28 protein-coding genes are annotated in these 25,796 nt (G+C 62.7%); 15 read left to right on the forward strand and 13 right to left on the reverse strand.

Annotated features, from left to right (window positions below):
- Nucleotides 1-249: 249 nt before the first annotated feature.
- Nucleotides 250-1,161, reverse strand: coding sequence for a DUF1499 domain-containing protein (locus tag ACS4RR_RS21310; RefSeq protein WP_456189358.1), 912 nt, complete (start codon nucleotides 1,159-1,161; stop codon nucleotides 250-252).
- 339 nt (nucleotides 1,162-1,500) lie between these two features.
- Between ACS4RR_RS21310 and ACS4RR_RS21315 the strand changes: the two genes are divergently transcribed.
- Nucleotides 1,501-1,893: a hypothetical protein gene (locus ACS4RR_RS21315; protein ID WP_456189359.1), complete on the forward strand. Its 393-nt coding sequence runs from the start codon at nucleotides 1,501-1,503 to the stop codon at nucleotides 1,891-1,893.
- Between the two features lie 60 nt (nucleotides 1,894-1,953).
- On the opposite strand, the gene ACS4RR_RS21320 is transcribed toward ACS4RR_RS21315, so the two are convergent.
- On the reverse strand, nucleotides 1,954-2,199 hold the full coding sequence (locus tag ACS4RR_RS21320; protein WP_003546063.1) for a hypothetical protein: 246 nt from the start codon (nucleotides 2,197-2,199) through the stop codon (nucleotides 1,954-1,956).
- A gap of 124 nt (nucleotides 2,200-2,323) precedes the next feature.
- On the opposite strand from ACS4RR_RS21320, the gene ACS4RR_RS21325 reads away from it, so the two are divergent.
- Together ACS4RR_RS21325 and ACS4RR_RS21330 are read left to right on the forward strand one after the other, a co-directional pair.
- Entirely contained in the window at nucleotides 2,324-2,521 is a 198-nt protein-coding gene (locus ACS4RR_RS21325; RefSeq protein ID WP_456189360.1) for a hypothetical protein, read from the forward strand.
- Nucleotides 2,522-2,829: 308 nt separating this feature from the next.
- Nucleotides 2,830-3,108, forward strand: coding sequence for a hypothetical protein (locus tag ACS4RR_RS21330; protein ID WP_407768256.1), 279 nt, complete (start codon nucleotides 2,830-2,832; stop codon nucleotides 3,106-3,108).
- A gap of 39 nt (nucleotides 3,109-3,147) precedes the next feature.
- Here the strand turns inward: ACS4RR_RS21330 and ppdK are convergent, their stop codons facing one another.
- The 4 genes from ppdK to relB form a co-directional block, all read right to left on the reverse strand.
- Nucleotides 3,148-5,856 (reverse strand): pyruvate, phosphate dikinase, encoded by a 2,709-nt coding sequence (ppdK, locus tag ACS4RR_RS21335; protein WP_456189361.1) that lies wholly within the window; start codon nucleotides 5,854-5,856, stop codon nucleotides 3,148-3,150.
- An 870-nt stretch (nucleotides 5,857-6,726) separates the two neighbouring features.
- Complete coding sequence (locus ACS4RR_RS21340) at nucleotides 6,727-10,188, reverse strand: chromosome segregation SMC family protein (RefSeq protein WP_456189362.1); 3,462 nt, start codon at nucleotides 10,186-10,188, stop codon at nucleotides 6,727-6,729.
- A gap of 219 nt (nucleotides 10,189-10,407) precedes the next feature.
- On the reverse strand, nucleotides 10,408-11,184 hold the full coding sequence (locus ACS4RR_RS21345) for a DsbA family protein (protein WP_222387146.1): 777 nt from the start codon (nucleotides 11,182-11,184) through the stop codon (nucleotides 10,408-10,410).
- 208 nt (nucleotides 11,185-11,392) lie between these two features.
- Nucleotides 11,393-11,617, reverse strand: coding sequence for a type II toxin-antitoxin system RelB family antitoxin (relB, locus tag ACS4RR_RS21350; RefSeq protein ID WP_260110308.1), 225 nt, complete (start codon nucleotides 11,615-11,617; stop codon nucleotides 11,393-11,395).
- A 59-nt stretch (nucleotides 11,618-11,676) separates the two neighbouring features.
- On the opposite strand from relB, the gene ACS4RR_RS21355 reads away from it, so the two are divergent.
- Complete coding sequence (locus tag ACS4RR_RS21355; protein ID WP_260110307.1) at nucleotides 11,677-12,042, forward strand: hypothetical protein; 366 nt, start codon at nucleotides 11,677-11,679, stop codon at nucleotides 12,040-12,042.
- A gap of 33 nt (nucleotides 12,043-12,075) precedes the next feature.
- On the opposite strand, the gene ACS4RR_RS21360 is transcribed toward ACS4RR_RS21355, so the two are convergent.
- Nucleotides 12,076-12,573: a DUF721 domain-containing protein gene (locus tag ACS4RR_RS21360; RefSeq protein ID WP_222387144.1), complete on the reverse strand. Its 498-nt coding sequence runs from the start codon at nucleotides 12,571-12,573 to the stop codon at nucleotides 12,076-12,078.
- A gap of 108 nt (nucleotides 12,574-12,681) precedes the next feature.
- Between ACS4RR_RS21360 and mutY the strand changes: the two genes are divergently transcribed.
- Genes mutY through ACS4RR_RS21375 form a run of 3 tightly spaced genes read left to right on the forward strand, consistent with a single transcriptional unit; the run spans nucleotide 12,682 to nucleotide 14,773 of the window.
- Nucleotides 12,682-13,785, forward strand: coding sequence for an A/G-specific adenine glycosylase (gene mutY, locus ACS4RR_RS21365; RefSeq protein WP_456189363.1), 1,104 nt, complete (start codon nucleotides 12,682-12,684; stop codon nucleotides 13,783-13,785).
- Nucleotides 13,786-13,787: 2 nt separating this feature from the next.
- Nucleotides 13,788-14,402, forward strand: coding sequence for an HAD family hydrolase (locus tag ACS4RR_RS21370; RefSeq protein WP_260110305.1), 615 nt, complete (start codon nucleotides 13,788-13,790; stop codon nucleotides 14,400-14,402).
- 5 nt (nucleotides 14,403-14,407) lie between these two features.
- Nucleotides 14,408-14,773, forward strand: a complete 366-nt coding sequence (locus tag ACS4RR_RS21375) for a nuclear transport factor 2 family protein (RefSeq protein WP_170259768.1) — start codon at nucleotides 14,408-14,410, stop codon at nucleotides 14,771-14,773.
- A gap of 154 nt (nucleotides 14,774-14,927) precedes the next feature.
- On the opposite strand, the gene ACS4RR_RS21380 is transcribed toward ACS4RR_RS21375, so the two are convergent.
- From ACS4RR_RS21380 to ACS4RR_RS21390, 3 genes are all read right to left on the reverse strand, one after another.
- Nucleotides 14,928-16,082, reverse strand: a complete 1,155-nt coding sequence (locus ACS4RR_RS21380; protein ID WP_170259767.1) for a site-specific DNA-methyltransferase — start codon at nucleotides 16,080-16,082, stop codon at nucleotides 14,928-14,930.
- Nucleotides 16,083-16,236: 154 nt separating this feature from the next.
- Complete coding sequence (locus ACS4RR_RS21385) at nucleotides 16,237-16,587, reverse strand: antibiotic biosynthesis monooxygenase family protein (RefSeq protein ID WP_260110304.1); 351 nt, start codon at nucleotides 16,585-16,587, stop codon at nucleotides 16,237-16,239.
- A complete protein-coding gene (locus ACS4RR_RS21390) occupies nucleotides 16,584-16,913 on the reverse strand; it encodes an NIPSNAP family protein (RefSeq protein ID WP_164055556.1) in 330 nt (109 codons plus the stop codon). The genes ACS4RR_RS21385 and ACS4RR_RS21390 overlap by 4 nt, the downstream gene beginning before the upstream one ends.
- Nucleotides 16,914-16,982: 69 nt before the next feature.
- Here ACS4RR_RS21390 and ACS4RR_RS21395 point away from each other — a divergent pair, with 69 nt between their 5' ends.
- A complete protein-coding gene (locus ACS4RR_RS21395; protein ID WP_260110303.1) occupies nucleotides 16,983-17,669 on the forward strand; it encodes an ArsR/SmtB family transcription factor in 687 nt (228 codons plus the stop codon).
- A 394-nt stretch (nucleotides 17,670-18,063) separates the two neighbouring features.
- On the opposite strand, the gene ACS4RR_RS21400 is transcribed toward ACS4RR_RS21395, so the two are convergent.
- Both ACS4RR_RS21400 and ACS4RR_RS21405 read right to left on the reverse strand, forming a co-directional pair.
- Nucleotides 18,064-18,426, reverse strand: coding sequence for an oxidoreductase (locus ACS4RR_RS21400; protein WP_260110302.1), 363 nt, complete (start codon nucleotides 18,424-18,426; stop codon nucleotides 18,064-18,066).
- A gap of 297 nt (nucleotides 18,427-18,723) precedes the next feature.
- Nucleotides 18,724-18,945: a hypothetical protein gene (locus ACS4RR_RS21405; RefSeq protein WP_222387140.1), complete on the reverse strand. Its 222-nt coding sequence runs from the start codon at nucleotides 18,943-18,945 to the stop codon at nucleotides 18,724-18,726.
- A 287-nt stretch (nucleotides 18,946-19,232) separates the two neighbouring features.
- On the opposite strand from ACS4RR_RS21405, the gene ACS4RR_RS21410 reads away from it, so the two are divergent.
- The 7 genes from ACS4RR_RS21410 to ACS4RR_RS21440 all read left to right on the forward strand — a co-directional run bounded on the left by ACS4RR_RS21410 (nucleotide 19,233) and on the right by ACS4RR_RS21440 (nucleotide 24,903).
- Nucleotides 19,233-19,805: a hypothetical protein gene (locus ACS4RR_RS21410; RefSeq protein WP_260110301.1), complete on the forward strand. Its 573-nt coding sequence runs from the start codon at nucleotides 19,233-19,235 to the stop codon at nucleotides 19,803-19,805.
- 52 nt (nucleotides 19,806-19,857) lie between these two features.
- A complete protein-coding gene (locus ACS4RR_RS21415; protein WP_260110300.1) occupies nucleotides 19,858-20,208 on the forward strand; it encodes a hypothetical protein in 351 nt (116 codons plus the stop codon).
- Nucleotides 20,209-20,217: 9 nt separating this feature from the next.
- The gene (locus tag ACS4RR_RS21420; RefSeq protein WP_162119400.1) at nucleotides 20,218-20,661 is read left to right on the forward strand and encodes a hypothetical protein; all 444 of its coding nucleotides are present in this window, start codon (nucleotides 20,218-20,220) and stop codon (nucleotides 20,659-20,661) included.
- 222 nt (nucleotides 20,662-20,883) lie between these two features.
- Nucleotides 20,884-22,716 (forward strand): methyl-accepting chemotaxis protein, encoded by a 1,833-nt coding sequence (locus tag ACS4RR_RS21425; RefSeq protein WP_222387139.1) that lies wholly within the window; start codon nucleotides 20,884-20,886, stop codon nucleotides 22,714-22,716.
- A 187-nt stretch (nucleotides 22,717-22,903) separates the two neighbouring features.
- A complete protein-coding gene (locus tag ACS4RR_RS21430; RefSeq protein WP_017963159.1) occupies nucleotides 22,904-23,593 on the forward strand; it encodes an HAD family hydrolase in 690 nt (229 codons plus the stop codon).
- 270 nt (nucleotides 23,594-23,863) lie between these two features.
- A complete protein-coding gene (locus ACS4RR_RS21435) occupies nucleotides 23,864-24,475 on the forward strand; it encodes a DUF433 domain-containing protein (protein WP_246709944.1) in 612 nt (203 codons plus the stop codon).
- Complete coding sequence (locus ACS4RR_RS21440; protein WP_017963156.1) at nucleotides 24,472-24,903, forward strand: type II toxin-antitoxin system VapC family toxin; 432 nt, start codon at nucleotides 24,472-24,474, stop codon at nucleotides 24,901-24,903. Before ACS4RR_RS21435 ends, ACS4RR_RS21440 begins: the two co-directional genes overlap by 4 nt.
- Nucleotides 24,904-25,007: 104 nt before the next feature.
- Here ACS4RR_RS21440 and ACS4RR_RS21445 read toward each other — a convergent pair whose 3' ends face one another.
- Nucleotides 25,008-25,655: a hypothetical protein gene (locus ACS4RR_RS21445; protein WP_260110298.1), complete on the reverse strand. Its 648-nt coding sequence runs from the start codon at nucleotides 25,653-25,655 to the stop codon at nucleotides 25,008-25,010.
- Nucleotides 25,656-25,796 lie beyond the last annotated feature (141 nt).

The raw sequence follows: 25,796 nt of genomic DNA on the forward strand, positions 1-25,796 counted from the left end.
ATGAGCGTTGTGAAGAAAGACCGGCTTCGCCGGCCCCCTCATCCGCCCTACGGGCACTGACCGGGGTCGAGCCGCGGGTCTCGACCCGTCCTTCGGACCCCCGCTGGGGAGAAGAGGGAATCGAGACGCTGCGGTCCAAGGCGTTGTGTTTGCCGCACCCTATCCCGGCCCTTCGCTTTGGGCTCAGGGCGTTCGCCGCTGCAATCGATTCACTGGATCGATTGCTGCCGCCTGCAGCGGCACCGCGGCTCACCCACCCGCAATTCCCAGCAGCTCAGCATCCAGCGCCTTCAGATAATCGCCGGCGATTTCGGCGCTGAAGCCGAGGTCGTGTTGGCCGTAGCGGGAGGCGACGCGGATGTCGACGAAGGTGGTTTCGGCCTCTTCGCGCAGCCGAATGATGAAATCGAAGCGCAGGCCGAGGATCAGCGTGCGCGTGGTGCCCTGCAGCGTCACGCCGTTGACGCCGCGGATCAGTTTGGCGACATCGTCGTCATAAGGGCGCGGCGTCGGCACGGGGATGATATCGGGCGCATCGGCCACGGCATCGTCGCTCGCCTCCGGCGGCTTGACCGGTCTGTCCTCGGGATCGCGGCCGGGCTCGGTGTCGCCACTGCTCTTGGTGATGGTCATGCCGCTCATCTTGGCGACCTTGCGCACCGCTTCGAGCACGCGGTCGAGCGCGCCCTCGTAGCGCCGGCCGGTGAGTTCGGGATAGGCGGCGAGCTGCTTTTCGCGATCCTCCGGCGTCACCTCAACCCTGCGCTTCAGCCAGATCTGGTTGAAATACGGCTGCGACAGCCAGTCGGGTGCGGAGACCGGATCGGTGGAAACGTCGTAGATATCAGGCAGCGTCATGTAGCGCTCGGTGGCATAGGCGCCGAGGCCCAGCGGAAAGGCAGCATAGATCAACGCCGCCAGCGCCGCCAGCCCGCCTTCGGCCCCCGTCATCCAGAGGCTGCGCAGCCCGAGTGCGGCGAGCATGACAGCGAGAAGCGCGCCGCCGGCGGCGGCAATCAGCAGCAGCACCAGATAGGGTGTGGCGAGGCCGCCGAAGCGATGGGCGATCATGACAGCCAGCGCCAGCACCAGGGAAAACGCCCCGAGCAGCCGCGAAAAGCGGGCGGCGCTGGAAACGGGGCGGTCATAGCGGATGGCCATCAAACTTACCGGTTGCTCGTCAGCGCCCGCGCGTTCGACCACGCAAATCGCCTCAACCCTGTTTAGAGCATGATGCCGAAAAGTGTGAAGCGGTTTTCGGACGATATCATGCTCTATTCTTTGATTTAGATCCGGATTCAGATTTTAGGCCGGCCCGGCCTGAAGTCATCCGGACCTGGGGCAAGATTCGGCTAAATTGAAACGATTGTCTGAAGCATTGCGTTGGAATCCTGGGCGATGGCCATGGCGAAACGGGGCCTTCTTTATAAGCCCTTGCTGATATGTCAAAAAAAGGCCATTCTGCCGCGGTTTCATCTCCAGATGCAGAGGAGAGACGGGATGATTTCACCCGACATGGCAGCAAGGCCGCAGGCGTCCGCGCTTGGCGGAACCGACCACCAGTCCGAAACGATGCTGCCGCTGGAGCTGCTCGAACTCGAACTTTCGCTCGAAAGCTATGCCGGCGGCGATACCGACTTCTGCGCGGCGGTGCGCCAGGCCGCGGCACGCTCCGGTGGCGAATTGCTGTTCGACCTTCCGGCCGGCGGCCTCGTCCAGGATTGCCGGCGTATCGCCGTGCTGCGCATTCCGGGCGATGGCCGGGAGATGCGCGTCGTGCTGGCGCTGCTCGATGATAACGGCACTGAGATCCGCATGCAGGCGCCCGATGAAGAGACCGCGCCGCTGGTGCGTTTCGCCGATGCCTTCATCGAAGTGCTGGAGCGGATCTGAGTTTCATTTTTTTACGCAATTCCGGACGGAAAACCGCTTCACACTTTTCCTGGAATTGCTCTACCGGCGCTCGGCCGCAGCTTCCGCGACGCTGCGGAAGGGGAACTTGCGCCCGCATTCGCACTTGATCACGAAATTTTCCTGGTGGTTGGAAGGCCGCTGCACGCCAAAGCCGCGCGGCAGCTGATCGACCTTGAAATCCGGATGCTTGCGCTTGGGATCATCGACCTCCGAGGCCTCGGCAAAGCCCTCATTGCCGCATTGCGGACAGTTCAGTTTTTTCGAAAATCGATCGCGAAGGGCCATGCTCGTTCCAAGGTTTGCAAGCTTTCCTCATACATAGGAATGGCCCTGATGCATAGAAAGGTTGGCCGGCAAAAGTGGAACTAAGTGCCGAGGCTGCCGTTCCTTTTTCGAAAAGGAGGCACTCATGCCCAACAAACACCCGATCCCGACACCCAATGCCGATACCCCGCACGGCCCGACGCCGACATCAGGCACTCCCGATCGCATCCAGGAAAAACCGCCACAGACGCCGGCGCAGGATCCGGACGATACGAAGAACCCTCTGGATCCGCCGGTTGATCCGGCGCTGCTGCCGATCGGGGATCCGGCTGGGGCGGCGTGAAGGGTGAGCCGCAAAGTCGCGAATGCGCTGAGCGCAAGCGAAGGCAACAATGAATGGCGTGCCGTGCGGCCCCCTCATCCGACCCTTCGGGCCACCTTCTCCCCGCTGGGGAGAAGGGAATGTGCCGCAACGTCTCGATGCCCTCTTCTCCCCTCGGGGAGAAGGTGCCCGTAGGGCGGATGAGGGGGCCGCACGCTACACGGCTCGCCCAATCACCCAGTCTCGGCAATATCCGAACCGAGGCACTAGCTTGACGACCCCGCCCGAATGGCCTTTCCTCAGGGAAAAGCAGTCCAAGGACCACACCCATGCGCATCCCTATTCTCATCACCGCCCTCGCCGCCATCGTCGCCGGGCTGTCCGCCTGCCAGACGATGACGCCGGAGGAGCGGCGGGCGGCGGATGAGCAGCGGTGCCTGGGCTATGGCTTCCGCCGCGGCACGGATGGGTTTGCCACCTGCCTGCAGCGCATCGATCTCGACCGGCGCGCCGAATCGCGGGCGCAAAGTGCCGAGCTGATGAACGACATGGCCTGGGATCTGAACGGACCTTATGTCTACGGCAATCACTGGCGGCATCACCACTGATTGCCACGGGCGCCCTGCACCAGGCCTCCAGCGAAAATCCTACACGATTGCCCGCAGGTCTTTCGGACCGCGCCTGACCTCTTCCAGATTGCCTGCAATCACCGCCTGCGCCGCCGCCAACCTGGCGATCGGCACGCGGAAGGGCGAGCAGGAGACATAGTCGAGGCCGATCGTTTCGCAGAAGCGGATCGAGGCCGGGTCGCCGCCATGTTCGCCGCAGATGCCGAGCTTCATGTCGTTGCGGGTTCGCCGGCCGCGTTCGGCGGCGATGCTGATCAATTCGCCGACACCGTCGAAATCGAGCGAGATGAAGGGGTCGTGCTCGATGATGCCCTTGCGCTGATAGGTGGGGATGAAGGCCGAGGCGTCGTCGCGGGAAATGCCGAAGGTGGTCTGCGTCAGGTCGTTGGTGCCGAAGGAGAAGAATTCGGCGGCCTCGGCAATCACATGGGCGCGGAGCGCTGCGCGCGGCAGCTCGATCATCGTGCCGACGAGATAATCGATCTTCATGCCGGCCTCGCTCATCACCTCGCCGGCGACTTCGTCGATGCGCGCCTTGACGTAATCGAGCTCGGTGCGCAGGCCAACGAGCGGCACCATGATCTCCGGCACGACGGCAGCCCCGGTCTCCTTGGCTGCGGCGACCGCTGCCTCGAAGATGGCGCGGGCCTGCATCTCGACGATTTCGGGATAGGAGATCGCCAGCCGGCAGCCGCGATGGCCGAGCATCGGGTTGAATTCGTGCAGCGCATCGACGCGCTGGCGAAGGGTTGATGCCTCCATGCCCATGGCGAAGGCGACCTCGGCGACCTCGTCGTCGGTCTTCGGCAGGAATTCGTGCAGCGGCGGGTCGAGCAGGCGGATCGTCACCGGCAGGCCATGCATGACGGTGAAGAGGCCGGTGAAATCCAGCCGCTGCATCGGTAAGAGCTTGTCGAGCGCCACTCGCCTGCCCTTCTCATCGACGGCAAGGATCATCTCGCGCATGACATGAATGCGCTCGCCCTCGAAGAACATGTGCTCGGTGCGGCAAAGGCCGATGCCCTCGGCGCCGAAGGAGCGCGCGGCCAGCGCATCGGCCGGCGTATCGGCATTGGTGCGCACCGTCATGCGCCGGGCGCGGTCGGCCCAGCCCATGATGCGGCCGAAATCGCCCGACAGCGCCGGCTGGATCATCGGCACCTCGCCTTTCAGCACCTGGCCGGCAGAACCGTCGATGGTGATGATATCGCCCTTCTTCAGCGTCACGCCGACGCCGAGCAGCCGCTCGTTGCGCTGGTCGATGCGCATCGTGCCGGCGCCGACGACGCAGGGGATGCCCATGCCGCGGGCGACGACCGCCGCATGGCTGGTCATGCCGCCGCGGGTCGTCAGAATGCCCTCGGCGGCATGCATGCCGTGAATATCCTCGGGGCTGGTCTCGACTCTGAGCAGGATAACCTTGCGGCCTTCGGCTTCCGCCTCGACCGCCTCTTCCGCGGTGAAGACGATGGCGCCGGTGGCAGCGCCCGGCGAGGCCGGCAGCCCGGTGCCGATCACCTGGCGGGTGACGCGCGGATCGATCGTCGGATGCAGCAGCTGGTCGAGGCTCGAGGGCTCGATGCGCAGCACCGCCTCGTCCTCGGTGATCACCCCCTCGTCGACCATGTCGACGGCGATCTTCATGGCCGCCCGCGTCGAGCGTTTGGCCGAGCGGGTCTGCAGCATCCACAGCCTGCCGCGCTCGATGGTGAATTCGATATCCTGCATGTCGCGGTAATGGATTTCGAGATCGGTGCAGATGCGGCAGAGCTCGTGGAATGCCTCCGGCATCAGCTTTTCCATCGAGGGTTTTTCGGAGCCGGAGGAAATCCGCCCCTCCTCGGTGATGCTTTGCGGCGTGCGGATGCCGGCCACGACATCCTCTCCCTGGGCATTGACGAGGAATTCGCCGTAAAGCGCCCTCTCGCCGGTCGAGGGGTTGCGGGTGAAGGCAACGCCGGTCGCCGACGAATTGCCGAGATTGCCGAAGACCATCGCCTGGATGTTGATCGCCGTGCCCCAGCCTTCCGGAATATTGTGGAGCTGGCGGTAGGTGACGGCGCGCGCGCTCATCCAGCTGGAAAAGACGGCGCCGACGGCACCCCAAAGCTGGACTTCGGGATCCTGCGGGAATTCCTGCTCCAGCTCCTCCTCGATCAGCTTCTTGTAGAGCGAGACGATGTGCTGCCATTCCGAGGCGCTGAGTTCGGTATCGAATTCATGGCCGAGCTTGGCCTTCTCGTCTTCCAGGATCTCCTCGAAGGCGTCGTTGCCGAGGCCCATGACGACATCGGCATACATCTGGATGAAGCGGCGGTAGCTGTCCCAGGCAAAACGCGCGTCGCCGGCATCGTGGCCGAGCGCCTGCACCGTCTCGTCGTTGAGGCCGAGATTGAGCACCGTGTCCATCATGCCCGGCATGGAGACGCGGGCGCCGGAGCGCACCGAGAGCAGCAGCGGCTGGCTGACAGAACCGAAGTGGCGGCCGGTGATTGCCTCGATCGCCGATATGCCGGCGCGCACCTCGGCCTTCACCGCATCCTCGATGTGGCGGCCGTTCTTGTAATAGGTGTTGCAGGCATCGCTGACGATCGTCAGCCCCGGCGGCACCGGAAGTCCGAGGGCGCACATTTCCGCCAGATTGGCGCCCTTGCCGCCCAGAATCTCGTGATCGCGTGCCCGGCCCTCAGCCTGCCCGTCGCCGAACCTATAGACCCACTTGGTCATCTTCCCCCCAACACCAAATCGGGGCTAGCTTAATCCGTTGGTGTTGAAATGAAAATCGACAAATGCGGCAGAATGTTGCGCTGCACAATAAATCTTGGCTGTGGCCGGCGTTGAAACGGTTGAAAGGTGCCCAAACGGAAAACAAGGCACAAAAAAAGCTTTGCGGGACTGCAACAATGTCCCGCAAAGCCTTGTTTCCGTCCGGCCAGGAAAACCGGACGGGGGTCCCTCAACCCAGGAGCGGCTCAGCTTTTTTGTAAAGCAGAACCGCTCTGACCTCGTCTTACGCAATTCCTGGGAAAACAGATCGCTACCTTCCCAAGATTTGCTCTCGGTTTCCGGTTCTTGCCCTCGCCCGGAATACCGCACGCAAATTCGACAATGCACAACCGTTGATCGCCCGTTTTCGAGCAGGGTAATTAGGTTGCGTTGAAACAACTTCTAATGCAAGTCAGCGAAAAGAGCATCACCCAAATGGACTACGAGGGGCGAGGAAGCCGACCTTTTTTGGTGTTTATTGCTTGTCAGCTGATTTTGCGCAATTTCTGGGCGCAAAACTGCGCCGTCGCTTTACGGAAATTGCGTCTGCGCGGGTGGCTCCATGGATACTCGGGTCAGGCCCACTGCTGTCCGGTTGGCGCAAGCGGCTGCCCCTCACCCTAACCCTCTCCCCGCTCGCGGGGAGAGGGGACGTGCCCTGTGCGAGACATCGGCGGGGGACGGAGAGGCTGTGGCATATCCCCTTCGCCCCGTTTACGGGGAGAAGGTGCCGGCAGGCGGATGAGGGGCTGCTCTCGCCAATCCCCTGGGCCGGAATCTCCAGTGACAATCAGCCCTTCCCCGACGCAGAAAACGCCTTCGTCGCAAACCTCAGGCAATCTCGCGCAGGCGCTCGGCCATTTGCAGGTCGACGGAGACGAGCTGGGAGACGCCCTGCTCGGCCATGGTGACACCGAAGAGGCGGTTCATGCGGGCCATGGTGATCGGATTGTGGGTGATGATGACGAAGCGGGTTTCGGTGGAGGCGGCCATTTCGTCCATCAGATTGCAGTAGCGCTCGACATTGTGGTCGTCGAGCGGCGCGTCCACTTCGTCGAGCACGCAGATCGGCGCCGGATTGGTGAGGAAGACGGCGAAGATCAGCGCCATCGCCGTCAGCGCCTGCTCACCGCCGGAGAGCAGCGTCATGGTCTGCGGCTTCTTGCCGGGCGGGCGGGCGAGGATTTCGAGGCCGGCTTCCAGCGGATCGTCGGATTCGATCAGCTGCAGCTCGGCGGTGCCGCCGCCGAACAGATGGGTGAACAGCCGCTGGAACTGGGCGTTGACGATGTCGAAGGCGGCGATCAGCCGCTCGCGGCCCTCGCGGTTGAGGCTCTGAATGGCGCCGCGCAGCTTGCGGATCGCATCGATGACGTCGTCGCGTTCCTTGATCAGCGCTTCGAGCTTATCGCTCAGCTCCTTCTGTTCCTCGTCGGCGCGCAGGTTGACGGCGCCCAGCCGCTCGCGCTCGATCCTCAGGCGTTCCAGCTCGCGCTCGACTTCGCGCGGATCGGGAAGCGCCTGCATGGTCGGGCGCCCGGTCAACTGCAGCGCTTCGTGCGGCGCGACGTTCAGAACCTCGCGGATGCGGGCTTCGCTTTCCTGCCGCTTCTCGCGAGCCGAAACCAGGCGCTCCTCGGCGCGGCCGCGGCGTTCACGGCATTCGGCAAGTTCCGACAGAGCCGTCGTCGCCTTCTGGTCGGCTTCGCGCTGGATGCGTTCGGCCTCGGCCAGCAGGTCGCTCGCCTGGCGGCGCGCCTCCTCGGCCTTCTGCAATTCGCTGAGCAGAGCGCGGCGCTTGTCGTCGAATTCATCCGGCGCCAGTTCGAGCTCGGCCGCCTCGTCGCGCGCCTCTTCCTCGCGCTCGCGCAATGTCGCGACATGGTCTTCAGCACTTGCCGCCCGCTGGCGCCATGTCTCGCGCTCCTGGCCGATCGCCACGATGCGGCGCTGGCGGGCTTCGTTTTCCCTCGCCAGGCTCTCATGGCGGGCGCGGCTTTCGGCCAGCGCGCCGCGATCGGTCGCCACCTCCGCCTGCTGGAACCGCAGCCGCTCGTCGATATCAGTCAGATCGGGCGCGTCCTCCAGCTCGATGCGGGCATTTTCTTCCTGGACGGCGATCTCCTCCAGCTGCGACCGCAGCTGGCTTGAAGCCTCGCTGACGACATCGCGGCGGCGGATCAGATCGCCGGAGGCACGCTCGGCGGCGGCAAGCGCCTCGCGCGCCTCAGTCAGATGGCGTGCCGACAGACGACTCATGTCGCGCGCCTCGGCAAGCCGGCGCTCCCCAGCGCGGATCGCTTCGGCAGCGGCTGCCTGCCGCTCTTCGGCTTCGGCAAGCACGTCGCGGGCAAGGGCGGCTTCGCCTTCGAGTTCGGCCAGGCGGTTCTTCTGGGCCAGGCGCAGGGCCGCAGCACTCGGGGCATCGGCACTGGTGACGTGGCCGTCCCAGCGATAGACCGCGCCCTCTTTGGTCACCAGCCGCTGGCCGGGCTTCAGCGCCGCCATCAGCCGCTCGGCATCGCCTTCCGCGACCAGGCCGATCTGGCGCAGGCGGCGGGTGAGTGCTGCCGGTGCGCGGACGTGATCGAGCAGCGGCGCGACACCGGATGGAAGCGCGGGGTCGCCGGCACCATCGCCATTGTCCGACCAATGGGCCGGCGCCTCGGCATCGAGCGGCGATTCCAGATCGTCGCCGAGGGCGGCGCCAAGTGCGGTTTCGAAGCCGCGGTCGACCTTCAGCTCGTCGGCAACCGGCGGAAATTTTCCGGCCGCGGCACCGGCGGCGAGCATGCGGGAAATGGTCCGGGCCTCGGTTTCCAGCGCATTCAGCGCCGAACGTGCCTGCTCGACTGGCGCGCGCGACAGCGCCTCGGTCTGGCGGGCGCCGGCCAGCGCCTGGTCGACCGCCTGCACAGCGGCTTCCGCGTCGGCGACGGCGATCTCGCCTGCCTCGACGATGGCGCGTTTTTCGTCGGGATCGGGCAGGCCTGATATCTTCTCGCCGATGGCGGACAGTTCGTGGTTTGCCTCGTCCATCTGCCGTTCGAGGCGCATCCGCCGGTCAGCGAGATCGCGGATGGCGCGTTCCAGCTGGTTGCGGCCGGCGGCAGCCTCGGCGCGCTCGGCCGTCAGCTGGGTGAATATCCGCTCGCTATCGGCCAGTTTTGCCGCCGCGCCCTCGAAGGTCTCGCGGGTTTCCTCGGCATAGCGGCCGGAATCGGCGAGGATTTCCGAAATCTCCGCCTCTTCGGCATCGAGCCTTGCCAGGATGACGGCATTGTCGGCGACCAGCCGCTGCTCGCGGCTAATGTCCTCGGCAAGCTGGGCGAGACGGCGGGTCAGCTCGTCGCGGCGGCGCAAGATGCGGCCGGCATCCTCCTCCAGCTGGCTTCTGGCGATCTGCAGGCGCTGCAGGGCGGCAGCCGCACGCGCCTCGCCCTCGCGCAGTTCCGGCAGCTTCAGGCTGGCGACAGCCTGGTTCTTCGCCGCCTCCATCTGCATCTGCGCCTTTTCGGCGACGACGGAGGTCGCCTGGTTCAAGGCACTGTCGGCCTCGGCCTCGGCTTCCTTGGCCTGCACCCAGCGGATATGCAGCAGCATCGCCTCGCGGGCGCGGATATCGGCAGACAGCGTCTTGAAGCGGTTTGCCTGGCGGGCCTGGCGCTTCAGGCTCTCGATCTGGCTTTCGAGCTGCGAGGTGACGTCGTCGAGACGCTCGAGATTGCCTTCGGCGGCGCGCAGCCGCAGCTCGGCCTCGTGGCGGCGGGAATGCAGGCCGGAGATTCCGGCCGCCTCTTCGAGCAGCTGGCGGCGGGCCTGCGGCTTTGCCTGGATCAGCTCGCCGATGCGCCCCTGCCCGACCATCGACGGTGACCGCGCGCCTGTCGAGGCGTCGGCAAACAGCAGCTGCACGTCCTTGGCGCGGCTTTCCTTGCCGTTGATGCGATAGAGCGAGCCCTGTTCACGCTCGATGCGGCGGGTGACCTGGATCTCGTCGCTGTCGTTGAAGGCGGCAGGCGCGGTGCGCTCGCCATTGTCGAGATAGAGCGCCACTTCGGCGGTGTTGCGCGCCGGGCGGTTGCCGGAACCCGAAAAGATCACGTCGTCCATGCCGGAGGCGCGCATGTTCTTGTAGGAATTCTCGCCCATCACCCAACGCAACGCCTCGACGAGGTTCGACTTGCCGCAGCCGTTCGGCCCGACGACGCCGGTCAGCCCGCGCTCGATGATGAATTCCGTCGGCTCGACGAAGGATTTGAAGCCGACCAGGCGCAGCTTGTTGAACTTCATGCGGAAATATCCACGGCAGGAAGCCCCCTCATCCGCCCTACGGGCACCTTCTCCCCGCTGGGGAGAAGAGGGAATCGAGACGCTGCGGCAAATCCCCTTCGCCCCAACGGGGAGAAGGTGCCGGCAGGCGGATGAGGGGGCCACACCTGCAAACTGCGCTGAAAACGAAAAACGGGCGCACGGCTTTCGCCGTCGCCCGTTCTATCGAAACGATCCGGTTCAGAGCAGGCTGTCGATGAGCTTCGACATGGTGTCAACCGGCATGTCTCCAGAGTAGCGCTTGCCATTGATGATGAAAGTCGGTGTGGCGTTGACGCCGAAATCCTTGGAACCTCTTTCCCGCGTGGCGTTCACTTCATCCAGAAGCTTCTGGTTCGTCAAGCATTTCGTGAAGCTATCCTCAGTAAATCCGGCAAGCTTCGACATCTGCAGCAGTGCGCCGCGGCCATCATCGGCGGCGGCCCAGACCTGCTGCTGCTTGAAGAGCATCGAAACCATCGGGAAATACTGTTCCGGCGTGCTCAACTGCTCCGGATTGGAGGCGCTGCAGCGGGCGAGCATGAAGGCTGCGGCAGCGCGCGGGTCGAAGGGGAACTCGCGGATGATGAACTGCACCTTGCCGGCATCGACGTATTTCTGCTTGATCGCATCGAAGGTGGTGTTGTGGAAATGGGCGCAATGCGGGCAGGTCATCGACATATATTCGACGATCTTGACCGGGGCGTCGGCCTTCCCCAGCGCCATTTCCGGCAGCGCGCCGGGCTTCAGCACTTCCGCCATGTCGACATCGCCATCGGACTGCGGCATTTCGGTCGCCGAGGTGGCGGCCGTCTGCACGGTGTCGACATTGGTGCCGTCAGCCATGGTCTTGCCGGAGGACGAAGCATCGGCAGCGTCCTTGCTGTCGTTGCAGGCGACAAGCGCGACGGCAGCTGCGGCGATGGCGATACCGCTGAGCAAGCGGCGTTTCGTCAGTTGCATTTCGGACATCTGCATGGATTCCCCATAAATAATGAGATTGACGGCATGACTGTGCGATATAACGGCTGGCGGCCACTCACAAGGCACGGTTCGCCAACTTCCTTCAAAGAATTGTGACCGCGGGAAGACCATAGATCAAAAATTGCGAGATTGGAGCTTTTGCCCGATTTCACCTGCAGAGATCGCAAGGGTTGCCTACCTCGTACCGGCTGCTCGATGAAACTCAGTTATCCAAGCCATGACGCGCCAACAGCTCGGCCAGCGGCACGGTATCGCTCTCTTCGCGACGAAGTTCTTCGAGGCGCCTTTCGGCAAGATAGATATCTTCGACGTCGTCGAGATGCGCGAGGATGGCTTGCCGCGCATAGAAGCTCTTGCTGCGGCCGGTACGCCTCGAAAGCTCAATCAGCCGCGCTTCGATATCAGGGGGCAACTCCAAGACCAGCATGACTTTTCTGCCGTCTGCTCTACAGGTATAGCAGACGACTATTCAGAGGGGAATTTTGAATGCATTCTTTGACTAAGACTTTTCTCTACGGCTTGCTTATTGCCTCTATCGTATCGGCCATGAACGTCACGAGCGTGCTTGCCTCTGAAGAGGGCGGCAATGTTGTTTTCAATCAGATGCTTAAATGTCTAAAGCTGCCTGCGGACGCGCCGAGCGCTTATGACTTCATAGTTGTTGCGGTAATCAAGGACGGATCTGCGGACTTTTTATCGATCAACTTCCGCACGCCGCCTTCCGAATGGGAAAAAACGGCAGCCCCGTTGATCGCCGATGCAATCACACAGTGCGAGCCTTATAGCTCGATCTCGGGCAGGACGGAATTCGCTGTAACCCGTGAGCTTGTCGAAGCAGGATCAAAAAACTAAGCGCGTTGCCGGTAAACTTGGGCGTCTTGCTCATCAGCGTTGATTTCCCCGCTTGCCCATCACCGCCGTCCCTAAGCGCTGGATCGCTTGGCGCAACTTGTCGTTCTCTATCCCGTCCATCATGCCTTCGAGCTTGCGGGCGGCTTCGCCCTTTAGCGGCGGCGGGGTGCGGGAGCGGCGGATGGCCTGTGAGACCGGCTTCTGGACGATGCGGATCTGGTGAACGGCGGCAAAGCCGAAGAAGCTGTTGATGCGCTGGATGAGTTCGCCCTGGGCATGGGTGAGGAACAGCGCGCGCGCGCCTTCGCAGGCAATCGTCAGCACGCCGGGGCGGAAGCCGCCGGTCTCATTGCCGCCGCGGGCCCAGGCGATCTTTTCCGGCCGAGTGCAATCGGCGAAATCCTCGCCGGCGATTTCGCTCCACGAGCCGAGCAGCGCCGTGTTGATGCCGGCGCGCCGGGCAAGCACGGGATCGATCAGCCCGTTCGCCAGCTCGGAGATCTGTTTTGCACCTTTGCGTGGATAACTCATCGAAACCCTTCGGCGACGCCGCCAATTCGCATGCCAATTCGCACAGGCGACTTGATCGCGCGGCATTGCTTCGCCAAGTATAGGCACTTCCCCCCATCGCGGCAAATCATGACGATCACCACATTCGACACGCCCTCAGCCAAGCCCCTGCTCGACTGGTACGATCGCCACCACCGCGACCTGCCCTGGCGCGTTTCGCCCGGTATGGCGGCCCGCGGCGTCAAACCCGACCCCTATCGCGTCTGGCTGTCCGAGGTGATGCTGCAGCAGACGACGGTGCAGGCGGTCAAACCCTATTTCGAACGATTTCTCCAGCGCTGGCCCGAGGTGACCGATCTTGCCGCAGCCGAAAACGATGCTGTCATGGCCGCCTGGGCGGGGCTCGGCTATTATGCGCGGGCCCGCAACCTGAAGAAATGCGCCGAAGCGGTGGCGAACGAGCATGGCGGTATCTTTCCCGATACCGAAGAGGGCCTCAAATCCCTGCCCGGAATTGGCGACTATACGGCCGCCGCCGTCGCGGCAATCGCCTTTAACCGGCAGGCGGCTGTCATGGATGGCAATGTCGAGCGGGTGATTTCCAGGCTCTATGCGATCGCCACGCCGCTACCGGCCGCCAAACCCGCGATGAGAGAGAAGGTGGCGCTGCTGACGCCTGAGACACGGCCCGGCGATTTCGCCCAGGCGATGATGGATCTCGGCGCGACGATCTGCACGCCGAAACGACCGGCCTGTTCGCTCTGTCCGTTCCGTGGTGCGTGCGAGGCGCTGAAGCTTTCCGATCCCGAGCTTTTTCCGGTGAAGGCGGCAAAGAAGGAGAAGCCGGTCAGGTATGGCGCGGCCTTCATCGCGGTGACCGCTGATGGCGAGATCCTGCTCAGGCGGCGCATCGACAGCGGCCTGCTCGGCGGCATGACCGAGGTGCCGACGACGGCGTGGACGGCGCGCATCGACTGCGAGACCTCGGCTGTCGCCGCGCCCTTCGAAGCGGCATGGCAGGCCTCCGGCACCGTCATCCATATCTTCACCCATTTCGAACTCAGGCTTTCGATCTGGCGCGCGGCGATTGCGACCAAAGTCGCCATGCATGACGGCCCGAATGACGGATGGTGGGAGCCGGTTACAAATCTTGAAGCCCAGGCGCTGCCGACAATCATGAAAAAAGCGATCGCAGCGGCTATTCCTCTCGCGTTTAAAACATCCAAGGGATGACCATGACAACCGACATAAGACATATCGTTTTCGATATCGGCAAAGTCCTAATTCATTACGATCCGCATCTTCCCTTCAGCCGCCTCATCCCTGATGAGACCGAGCGCAACTGGTTCTTCGCCAATATCTGCACCCATGATTGGAACATCGAGCAGGACCGCGGCCGCACCTGGGCGGAGGCCGAAGCGCTGCTGATTAAACAGCATCCGGCGCGTGAGGAGCATATCCGCGCCTTCCGCAAATATTGGCACGAGATGGTGCCGCACGCCTATGACGACAGCGTCGCGATCATGGAAGGGCTGATTGCCGAAGGGCGCGACGTGACGATGCTGACAAACTTCGCCTCCGACACGTTCCGCGAGGCGCAGCAACGCTTCCCCTTCCTGACCAAACCGCGCGGCGTCACCGTTTCCGGCGATGTCGGTCTGATCAAGCCCGATATCGCCATCTACGAGACCCATACCAAAAGTTTCGGCCTCGATCCGGCAGCGACGATCTTCATCGACGACGCGCCGGCCAATGTCGAAGGCGCCAGGGCTTTCGGCTGGAATGCGGTGTTGTTTTCGGGGCCCGAGAAGCTGCGCAGCGATCTCACGGCTTACGGATTGAAGGTCTGAGACCCATGACTTTCGACCCAGCAGAAGAGATCGAACGTTTTCACGCCGCCATCAATGCCCTCGATTTTCCAGCAATCGAGGCCTATTTCGCCGAGGATGCGACCTATGTCTCGAACGGCGTCGGCGACCTCACCGGCCGCGCCGAGATCATGGCCGCCTTCCGGCGTTATTTCGACGACTATCCCGATCAGACTGCGGAAAATTCGTTGGTGGAAACATTGACGCCACTCTCCGGCCGGTCGGTCTGGTCGGTACGCGCCACCCACAGCAAATCAGGCAAGCCGCTGGTCCGCGAGGGCGAGGAGACGATTACCTTCAACGCGGAAGGCCGCGTCACTCGGGTCGAGGTCACCGACTACCAGGAGTTCTGACTGGAGCAATTCCAGCAAAAGTGTAGAGCGGTTTTGCGTCCGGAATTGCACAAAACAAAAAGAGGACGCCCGGGTTTGACCCCGGGCGCCTTGGTCTTCTTCCGCAACTGGAGGGAAACCGGAAGAAGGTATCTCGATCTGGCGAAGGCGCTGCTCACTCCGCCTTTGCCAGATCACTGCGGATGACGGACCTGAGATCGTCGATCGGGCGCAGGGACTGCCCGTCTTCGAAATGCCAGAAGGTCCATCCGTTGCATGCATCGAGGCCCTGCACCTTGGCGCCGAGACGATGAATGGAGCCGGCCTCGCCGCCGGATGCTACCGTGCCGTCGGCGCGGACAATCGCGCTATAGCGGCGCTTGGCGTCGGTCAGCACCTGGCCGGGCTTGATCAGGCCGCTTTCAACAAGCACGTTGAATGCGACGCGCACTTCGGCCTTCTTGCCGGTCATGACGGTCAGTTCCGCCTTGCCGAGCGGCTCGACGGCAGCGATGCGGGCGGAGGCCGCATCGATATAATCCTGCTCGCGCTCGATGCCGACGAAGTGGCGGCCGAGACGCTTGGCGACGGCGCCCGTCGTTCCCGAGCCGAAAAAGGGATCGAGCACGATATCGCCGGGCTTGGTCGAGGCCATGATGACGCGGGCAAGCAGCGCTTCCGGCTTCTGCGTCGGATGCGCCTTTTTGCCGTCCTCGCCCTTCAGCCGCTCGCCGCCGCTGCAGATCGGGAAGAGCCAGTCGGAACGCATCTGTACGTCGTCATTCGCCGCCTTCAGCGCATCGTAATTGAAGGTATAGCCCTTGGCCTTGGCGCTGGGGCTTGCCCAGATCATCGTCTCATGGGCGTTCTGGAAACGGCGGCCCTTGAAATTCGGCATCGGGTTGGTCTTGCGCCAGATGATGTCGTTGAGGATCCAGAAATTCAGATCCTGCAGCGTGGCGCCGACGCGGAAGATATTGTGGTAGGAGCCGATCACCCAGATCGACCCGGTGGGCTTCAGCACGCGGCGGCAAGCCAGCAGCCAGGCGCGGGTGAAGGCGTCATAGGCCTCGAAGGAGGCGAACTGATCCCATTCGTCGTCGACGGCATCGACCAGCGATTGATCGGGACGATGCAGCGTTCCGCCGAGTTGCAGATTATACGGCGGATCGGCAAAGATGATATCGACGGAGTGGCTGGGCAGAGCTTCAAGGGCGCTGACGCAGTCGCCCTTGATTATCGTGTCAACCCAGGAATCCGTCCGGGATCCCGGCCGGGAATCCGACTTGACGGAAGCCTTGAGGTCGGCAAGCGGAAAAACTGATGCCATTTAAATACTCACTCATACGCTCTACGCTTAACTGTCCGTTATGGTTACGCAACTTAGTTACCAAAGCCTGAAGCGGTGGCCGATTTCGGGAATTTATTCGGGTGCCCGATGAGTAAGCGGCAAACGTTGCCCGATGCCGGCCGGCCGCCGGCGATCAGGCGGCATCATGAACTTTGCGGCTATCGGCCGGCGCTTCGTCGCGTTCGAACATGCCGTAATCGCGCACCACACTGGCGATGCGCAGGCGATAGTCGGCGAAGATGCCGCTGCGGCCGGCCTGCTGGGCTGCCCGGTGAGCTTCGAGATTGCGCCATTCCTTCACCGCCTCCTCGTCGCGGAAAAACGAGAGCGACAGCAGCTTGCCGCGTGTCGTCAGGCTCTCGAAACGCTCGATCGAGATGAAGCCGTCGATCTTTTCGAGTTCGCCGCGCAACTCGCCGGCGAGATCGAGATATTTGTGGCGTTCGCCCATATAGGGCACGACTTCGAAGATGACGGCGATCATGACAGCACCAGCTTGGCGTGAGGAGCGGAGACATTTTTGAGAAAGATGCGATCCTCCTTCAAGATGAAGCCTTCGCGTCTGGCAAATTCGTAATTCTCGCGTCCGAGCGGGTCGGCAGCCAGCCGGGCACGATAGGCTTCGTAAGCGGCGAGGCTTTCGATATTGTAGACGCCGTAAGCCGTCGTCGCCGATCCCTCATGCGGGCCGTAATAGCCGATCAGGTCGGCGCCGTTCTTCGGAATCGCCTGGCCCCAGTTGCGGGCATATTCGGCAAACGCCTCCTTCTTGAAAGGGTCGATCTCGTATCGGATGAAGCAGGTGATCATGGTTTTCTCCTTTGGCTCTTCACGTTTTCGCACATTGCGTGACTGCGATGCTTCGGTTACGATCGAACTATGAAGGAAGGTCCTGACATTGCGCAGATCGGCGCGCTCATCGGCGATCCAGCGCGCGCCAACATGCTGGCGGCACTCACCGGCGGCCGGGCGCTGACGGCGACCGAGCTTGCCGGCGTCGGCGGCATCACCGTGCAGACGGCGAGCACGCATCTTGCCAAGCTCGAGGCCGGCGGCTTGCTGACCCAGCGCAAGCAGGGCCGCCACCGTTATTTCACGCTGGCCGACGAAGCCGCTGCCCGGCTGATCGAAAGCATGATGGGTTTTGCCGCCGGGCGCGGCCATCTGCGTCACCAGCCGGGCCCGAAGGAGCCGGGGCTGCGCAAGGCGCGCATCTGCTACGATCACCTTGCCGGCGATTACGGCGTGCGCATGCTCGACAGCCTGATCGCTTCCGGATCGATCGACGCGGTCGGCGATGGCCTGGCGCTGACGGAAAAAGGTGAAAGCGACCTCAAATGCATCGGCATCGATGTCAGCGACCTCAGATCCTCGCGCCGCCCGCTCTGCCGCTCCTGCCTCGACTGGAGCGAAAGACGCGCCCATCTGGCCGGCAGCCTCGGCAAGGCCCTACTCTCGAGCTTCCTCGACAAAGGCTGGGCGCGGCGCACGGCGGAAAGCCGCTCCATCCTGTTTTCACCGGAAGGCGACCGGCAATTTCTGATGCTTTTTCCGGTCGATTCATAGGTCGGGACGGATCTAAAAAATGTTGGCGCGCGATCCCGGCTCTAGCTCTTCACCACCCATCCGGCTCCCATTGCGCCAATGCCCCAGAACGCCAGCACCCAAGAGAGCCTCACCCTGAGGTGCCCGCAGGGCCTCGAAGGGCGAGGCGGGTGCACCGGCGTTGATAGAGGCAAGGAGAAGCGTCTCGGCGTGTCCTTCGAGGCTTCGCCCTGCGGGCTGCGCACCTCAGGATGAGGTCTGGTGGAGCGTGCCGACCGCAGATGAGCAGCATTCTGCGGATGACAGCTCGCCAGTCATAGCTTTTCACAAATAGGCACAACCGGAGCATGGCGTCAGCTCAGGCAGCTTGCCGTGGAGGCGCTGCCAGGGATCCAGTCATAATCGGATGCGTCTTCTATTGGCAGGCGGTGGCGGAATCCGGCTTGTTTGTCGTCGTGCCGGAGGGTGCCGAATTGCCGGGCTGGCCTGCCTGCTGGCGCTGGCAATCGTCCGGATCGCCGCCGGAGTTGTTGACGCCGTTCATTCCTCCTGCGCCTCCTCCATCTGTCGAATTCGCGCCCGAATTGCCAGAGCCCGAATTGCCGGATCCCGTGCCGCCGGAACCGGAATCCGACCCGCTGCCGCTACCGGAGCCGGACGCGCCGCTGCTGCTGCCGGAGCCGGATCCGGAACCGCCGCTGCCGCCGCCGGATTGTGCGATGGCGGCCGTTGTCAGGCCAAGTGAAAGCGCTGTTACTGCGAGCAGTCTCAGAAGCATTGGAATCTCCTTTTTGCTTCACCAGGGATGGTGTGCGAACCGGGATTCCTTCGATTTGTTCCGATGAAAATGCGCGGGATCTTGCCGTCTCACGACGGTTTCAAGCGCGCCGCTTAACCTTCCCGGCCCTCACGCAGCTGCCCTCTTTTCATCTTCCTGCCGCACATGCGCCCGCCGTGCCGCCGGCGTGAGGGCCAGCGCCGCGTGATTGCTCTCGGCTGCACCGAGGATGCTTTCATCCTCCTTGATTTCGCGCAGCTACGCACCCGTCGTCGGCTCTCGCAGGTTACCCAGCGCTTAGCAGCCCTTCTTCCTCATCTTCTTTTCGAGCTTGGCTCTCTTTTCGGGCCCATCCCCGACATGTTTGCCGCCGGTCAGACCATGATCCATCATCGCCTGCATCTGGGCGCAGGTTCGGTTGTGGTGGTGCTTGCCGCCCTTGGCGGTGACGTCGGTGGATGTGGAGGCAAACAGCAGCGCTACGGCTGCCGCCGACCGGACGAACGCTGCAAGCCTCATTTCCCCTCTCCTCTTGCCCCGCATGCTACGCCCGAGCCGGTGAGCCCGCAATGAGGATGGTGTCGCGCCAGCCAGGAAATGTCGGAGTTCCGAACAGCCGGACGGGCGGGAACGCGCTCCCATCGTGCTCGATCGTCAACCATGGCGGCGAGGATCGGACCAAGGTCTGAGGCCCATCCGACTGAGGGCCTAAGACAGGAACAGTGGGGTGAGAGCCAAGTTTGTCAGACAGCTATCCATCCATTCCGGATGCGACGGCACGTTAGAAACAAACGGAGGAATACACCATGATGAAGGCAACACATCTGGCCTTGGCGGCCGCCCTTCTGGCCGGCACGGCTGTTTCCGGCTTCGCCCAATCGTCTAGCACCGTCGGCACCGGCGGTTCGTCGGCCGGCGGCGGAACTGCGAGCAGCACGATCGGTACTGGTGGCAGCTCTGCCGGGGGCACCTGCCCTGCCGGCGCTACCAACTGTAATTCCGGCTCGTCCTCGACGCTCGGCACCGGCGGCTCGTCGGCCGGCGGCGGTACATCGAGCAGCACCGTCGGCACCGGCGGCTCCGCTGCGGGCTCCGGCTCCGGCTCTGGGTCTGCTTCGACGCTTGGCACCGGCGGTTCGTCGGCCGGCGGCGGCACCTCCAGCAGCTCGGTCGGCACCGGCGGCTCCGCCGCAGGCTCGGGCGACGCGAACTCGGCCTCGAGCGTCGGAACCGGTGCTTCGTCAGCGGACGGAGACAAGACCGGCAGCACAGTCGGCACCGGCGGCAGCGCTGCGGGAAGCTCTCACGACAATAAGGGCAAGAAGGGCTGTGCACCCGGACAGGTCAAGAAGGACGCCGCCGGCACCAAAGACTGCTGACGATGTCGGCCGGCGCCTTGATGGCGTCGGCCAATCCCTTGGAGATAGACCAATGACCAGCTTTTCCACTATCGCAATGGGCGCTTCACTCGCCCTGATCGCCGGACAGGCAATGTCCGAGGAAATCAAGCTCGACGACGGAACGACGTGCACCATCGTCCAGTCTCAGTCGTCGCAGGGGGACATGTCGTCCACCGTAACGGCCGGTAACGGTCATGTTTCCTCATCGACCACGACCGGCGGCGGATCGACCGGTACCTCTTCGTCATCCTCCTCCGCCGGCTCCTCGGCCGGATCGGGAAGCGTCGACAGCTTTTCGACGGCGAGCATTACCCGGCCTGACGGCACCGTCATCACCAAACGGTCCGACGGAACCTGCTCGGTTACGAAACCCAAGAAGTAGGAGATAGCAATGAAACCTATCAACCTTATCGCGGCCGCCTCGATCGCGCTGCTGGCGTCGACCCCGGCCGTCCTTGCCGAGGATTGCATCGCGGCCGGAACGGTCGGATCGGCCGGAAGCGCCTCGGCAGGCGACACATCCGCAAGCTCGCTCGGAACCGCCGGTACTTGCCGGACCGACGACGGCACCACCTCTTCGATTGGATCGGGGGGAAGTGCAGCCACGACCGATGGTAAGGCGCAAAGCAAGACTCACGTCAACGACAATGGCGACCAGCTGAAGGCCCAGACCAAAGCCCAGGCTGTGGACAAAGGGACGTTCAGCAAGTCTCGCACAAAGACCAGCACCGACGGGAGCACGCTGGATAGCACGACACGCACGATGTCGCACGTCCCCGGCGAGAAGCCGGTCAAGAGCACCACCAATAAGAAGATCATCCTGCCGGAACAATAGCCGGGTGGGGCTCGTCCTCGCAGACAAGTATCGCGCATCTCCTTCTGGCGCCCGCGGCTGTCCGTTGCAGACATCAGCTCCACGGCGCCAGAGGGATCAGCATTGCCCGGAGTTACGGGGTATGCAACCTGTTGTTTTAATTCAGCCAAGTGAGGTAACGCTGAGAAATCATTAATCATGTTCCGGTATTCTCACGTTCTGAATCAACGTGAGAATCCTGTCATGGCATCGATCCAGCATAAGATCATCATCGCGAGTATTGCGATTTTCGGGTTGGCAGGCGGCGCAACAGGCGTCGGTATCTGGTCGGCCTCCATTCTTACCGCAAACAGCGCCGATGTCAGCCAGTCAGCGCAAATTCTGCGCAACCACATGCAGGCCGACATGATGCACGACGCGCTGCGCGCCGACGTACTCGCATCGATGCTGGCATCCAACCCGGCAGCGGGCATCGGCGCTGACGCGGTGAAGGCAGATCTGGTGGAGCACGAGGCGTCGTTCCGCGAGATGATCGACGCCAACAAGGCGCTTGCCACCGACGACAAGACCAAAACGATCCTCGCCGGCGTCGAACGTCCCCTGCTTGCCTATATGGAAAGCGCCACTGCGATGGTCGATCTCGCCGGCAAGGATCCCACCGCGGCGTTGAAGGCATTGCCGGATTTCATGGCGCAGTTCTCGACGCTGGAAACGGCCATGGAACAGGCCGGAGACCAGATCACGGCGGCGTCGGACGATATTTCCAAGCACAGCTCCGAGATAAAAGCTTCGGTCGATATCGTTCTGAAAGCACTTCTGGGCTTGGCCGCGCTCTTCGCCTATGGCCTCTATTTCCTGACCCGCAAGACCGTCACCAAGCCGATCCTTTCGCTTTCCAACGATATGCAAAAGCTCGCCGGCGGTGACACAGCCATTGCCTGCAGCGGGATCGGCCGCACCGATGAAATCGGAACGATGGCATCGGCCGTCGAAGTCTTCCGCCAGGCGGCGATTGCCAACAAGCAACTCGAGCAGGACGCCGAGGCAGCCCGATTGCAGGGCGAAGCCGAGCGGATCACGGCCCGAAAGCAGGCTGACGAAGATGCAGCCGTTCGGCTGCGGGCAGCGACATCAGGCCTCGCCGCAGGCCTGAAGCGGCTTGCATCCGGCGATCTCGCCTTCCAGATCGACGAGCCCTTCGCCCCGGACTTTGAAAACCTCCGGCATGATTTCAACATGTCGATCCGGCAGCTCGATCAGACGCTCGGCGCGATCGCGACCGCTATTGCCGCGATCGACGAAGGCACCAGGGAAATCGCGTCCGGGGCCGGCGATCTGTCCAAACGAACCGAACAGCAGGCAGCCGCTCTCGAAGAAACCGCCGCGGCACTCGACCAGATCACCGCCAATGTCTCGAACTCGAGCAAGCGCACCGACGAGGCACGCACTGAAGCGACCGATGCAAACCGCAATGCCGTCAAGTCTTCGGAGGTCGTGTCGCATGCCGAAGAGGCCATGCGCCGCATCGAGGCTTCGTCCCAGCAGATCTCCAGCATTATCGGCGTGATCGACGAGATCGCCTTCCAGACCAATCTGCTGGCGCTGAACGCCGGCGTCGAAGCGGCGCGCGCCGGAGACGCCGGCAAGGGCTTTGCGGTGGTGGCCCAGGAAGTTCGCGAGCTCGCCCAGCGATCGGCCCAGGCGGCAAAGGAAATCAAAGGCCACATCCAGAAATCCTCGGTGGAAGTGGAAAGCGGCGTCAAACTGGTTCTCGACACCAGCCAGGTTCTGAAGGCGATCAGCGAACAGATTGCCCGCATCAATCAGCACATGGATGCAATTGCCGTATCGGCCAGAGAGCAGTCGACCGGCCTTGCCGAAGTCAACACCGCGGTCAACTCCATGGACCAGGTGACCCAGCAGAACGCGGCAATGGTGGAGCAATCCACCGCGGCATCCGGCCAGCTTGCCCAGGAAGCTGCCACGCTGCGCGAACTCGTTTCCCGGTTCAAGCTTCGGGCGACAGCGCCGACGCAATCTGTAACTGGACGTCGGGGTGGGCAGCTGGCGGCCTGACGGCTGCTATCTGCTCGCCATTGTTCGGTCCCAAGTCAACCCGACACGACCGATCCGGCAACCGCCAGGGAGCCGGGCGGCTGCCGCATCGCAGCCATGCTTGAGATCAGGTTGAGCTTTGGCCGGGCATCGTGTAAAGCCGCAGCATTCCCGGACAAGACCCAGACTTTCAGCAAGGCGTGAACATATGGACGGCTTCGACCTCATCATCTTCGATTGCGACGGCGTTCTCGTCGATTCGGAAATCATCGCGGCTGAGGTCGAATCCGGACTTCTGACAGAGGCCGGATATCCGATCAGCGCCGAGGAAATGGGCGAGCGCTTCGCCGGCATGACGTGGCGCAACATCCTGCTGCAGATCGAGCGCGAGGCAAGCATCCCGTTTTCGGCCTCCCTGCTCGACAAGTCGGAGCATCTGCTCGACCTCAGATTGGCGCAGGACGTCCAAGCCATTCCGGGCATCGAATTCGCCGTCTCCAGGCTGGCAATGAAGCGCTGCATCTGCTCGAATTCGAGCACCAAGCGGCTCGACATGATGCTCACCAAGGTGGGCCTCAAGCCGCTGTTTGCGCCGAATATTTTCTCCGCCAAGGATCTTGGCCCCGACCGCGTCAAGCCGAAGCCCGACATCTTCCTGCATGGCGCAAGCCAGATGGGCGTTTCGCCCGACAAGGTCGTCGTGGTCGAGGATTCCGTCCACGGCGTGCATGCGGCGCGTGCCGCCGGCATGCGCGTCATCGGCTTTACCGGCGCCTCGCACAGCTATCCCGCCCATGCCGACAAATTGACGGATGCCGGCGCCGAAACGGCAATCTCCCGCATGAACGACCTGCCAGGCGTCGTTGCCGCACTGGCGGCCTGGGAAGGCGTTCTCTGAGGCGCCTTAGGTTCTGAGGCCGCGATCTGTGACTATGCCGACGATTCTGATCGGGACAGCGGCAGCTTCAAGCCCCGCTGACATCGGTGTTCTAGAACCTGAATAAATCGAAGCTGAGAAATGGGTTTCCCACCTCTGCGCCAATCGGCGCGGAATTGAGGACGGCAATGAAGCTGTCGTTCGATCTTTCCTTGCTACGCGCTTAAATCATCCCTATATTGGAGATCAATTAGCAAGGGAACGCTTATGCCTGCTACCCACGCTCTCACTTTGACTGAGGCCGGTTACGTCCTGAACCGGTCCGCGACCGCTCTCAACAAGGCTGTCGATACAGGTGTTATCCGCGCGCGCCAGCGCAAGGTCGGTAGCGCTGTTCAGCGGCTTTTGGGCCCCGCAGAAATGCGTTTTTTGCTCGTCGCCGACGGCCTCGATAAGGACCTAACTCCTGCCGGCCGTCGCAGACTATACGATGCGATCCGTCAACTCTCTTTCGACGCTCATCGTGTCAGTCTCGGGGAAATCGAGCTCGACCTGGGGAAGATAGATGCAGATCTCGAAACTCGGCTTCAGCGCCTGGAAGCTTTGCGAGAGTGGGTAGACGTAGAGCGTGGAGAACCGCTGATAAAGGCTACGCGCGTTCCGGTCCATATGGTGGCAGCACTTGCCCGCGGACAGACAGTCGCGGAGATCGTCGAGGATTTTCCTTCTCTCAGCCGCGAGCAGGTCGAGGCCGCCATCGAATACGCGAAAGCATATCCGAAGCGGGGGCGACCCTATCCATCCCGCAGTCTCAAGCGATCGCTCGCCGACCTCGCCGAACTTGGGGCCTTCGATGAAGTCGACGGAGCAGCCGATGTTGCAGGCCCGCGAATAATTCCGTGACCGGCTACTTGCTGGACGAGAATGTCTTGCGTGAGTTCAGCCCGCGAGGGAACGCCAACGTCCGCAAGTGGATCGCCGGCGTCGATGACGCGGAACTGCGCCTCAGCGTAGCGACGCTATTCGAGAAGCGCCGAGGTGCTGAAATGCTCAAACGGCGCGACCCGGAACGCGCCGCTGCTATCATTCGAGGAATTGCCAACCTGGAGAAAGCGTTTGCAGATCGGATTTTGCCGGTGGACGCCCCAGTTGTGGAAGAATGGACGCGCCTGCTCGGAGCCAAGAACAAGGACCGCTGGGACTTGGCGCTTGCAGCGACTGCGCGCGTTCACCGCCTCGTGCTTGTCACGCGTAACATCAAAGATTTCGAGGGCCGCGGTACGCGGCTGCTCAATCCGTTCACCGATCCCCCGGAGCGGATCGAGCCCTAGAATAGGACGTCGTCCGAAAACCGCTTCCCGCCTTTCCTGAGATTGGCTTTCCTTTTCACGCAATTCCGGACGGAAAACCGCCGCGCACTTTTCCTGGAATTGCTCTAGCTGCTCTTCTTGGTCTTTGCCGGCTGGGTGTCGAAGCCGATGTTGACGCGCACCAGGGCGCCGGAGCCGACCGGCATCTTGATGCCGTCCTTGCGGAAGACCACCTGGGTGCCCGGCGCACCCGGTGGGATCTCGGTCGGGAACTTGGTGACCTCGGAATAGAGCACGGTCTCGCCATCGACGACGGAGATGCGGATCGGCAGCGTCAGGGGGCCCGGCGTGCCGGCCGGGCCGGTGATGAGGCGCAGTTGGGCAACGACCGTCATCGTCAGGTTCGTGTCGTTCAGCGTGCACTGGCGGGTGTAATCGCCGAAGGAAGCCTGGAAGACGATCTGCTGCGGATCGTCCTTCTTGCCCTTGGCATAGGTGCGGAAGATCGCATCCTGGTCACGCATGAAGATCTGTGGGCAGGCGCCCTGGACGACGGGAGCGACCGTGCCCTGCGCCGTCGTCGCCGTGCCGATCGAGGGATTATTCGAGGATGGGTTGGCGGGCGCCAGCGGCATGATCTGGGCGGTGCCGTTCGACTGCGTCGCCGGCGCCGACGACTTGCTGTCGCCACCTATACCGAGCGAGTTGCAACCAGTGAGCAAGGCAAGAAAAGATGCGGAGACGATGAGACGCGAGACCTTGCCGAGCACCATATTCCATCCCTTGTACAAGCGTTTCTTGGAGGCCCCATGTCTTTTTCGCGGGGCCTTTCATGACGGTTTGCGATGGTCTATATCAGCGGCGTAAACAAAAATCGATTGGGTAAGCGCCGTTTTGATGCACTTTTCGCCGCC

It is taken from the genome of Rhizobium zaerense (assembly GCF_051810725.1).
GTDB lineage: Bacteria > Pseudomonadota > Alphaproteobacteria > Rhizobiales > Rhizobiaceae > Rhizobium > Rhizobium leguminosarum_I.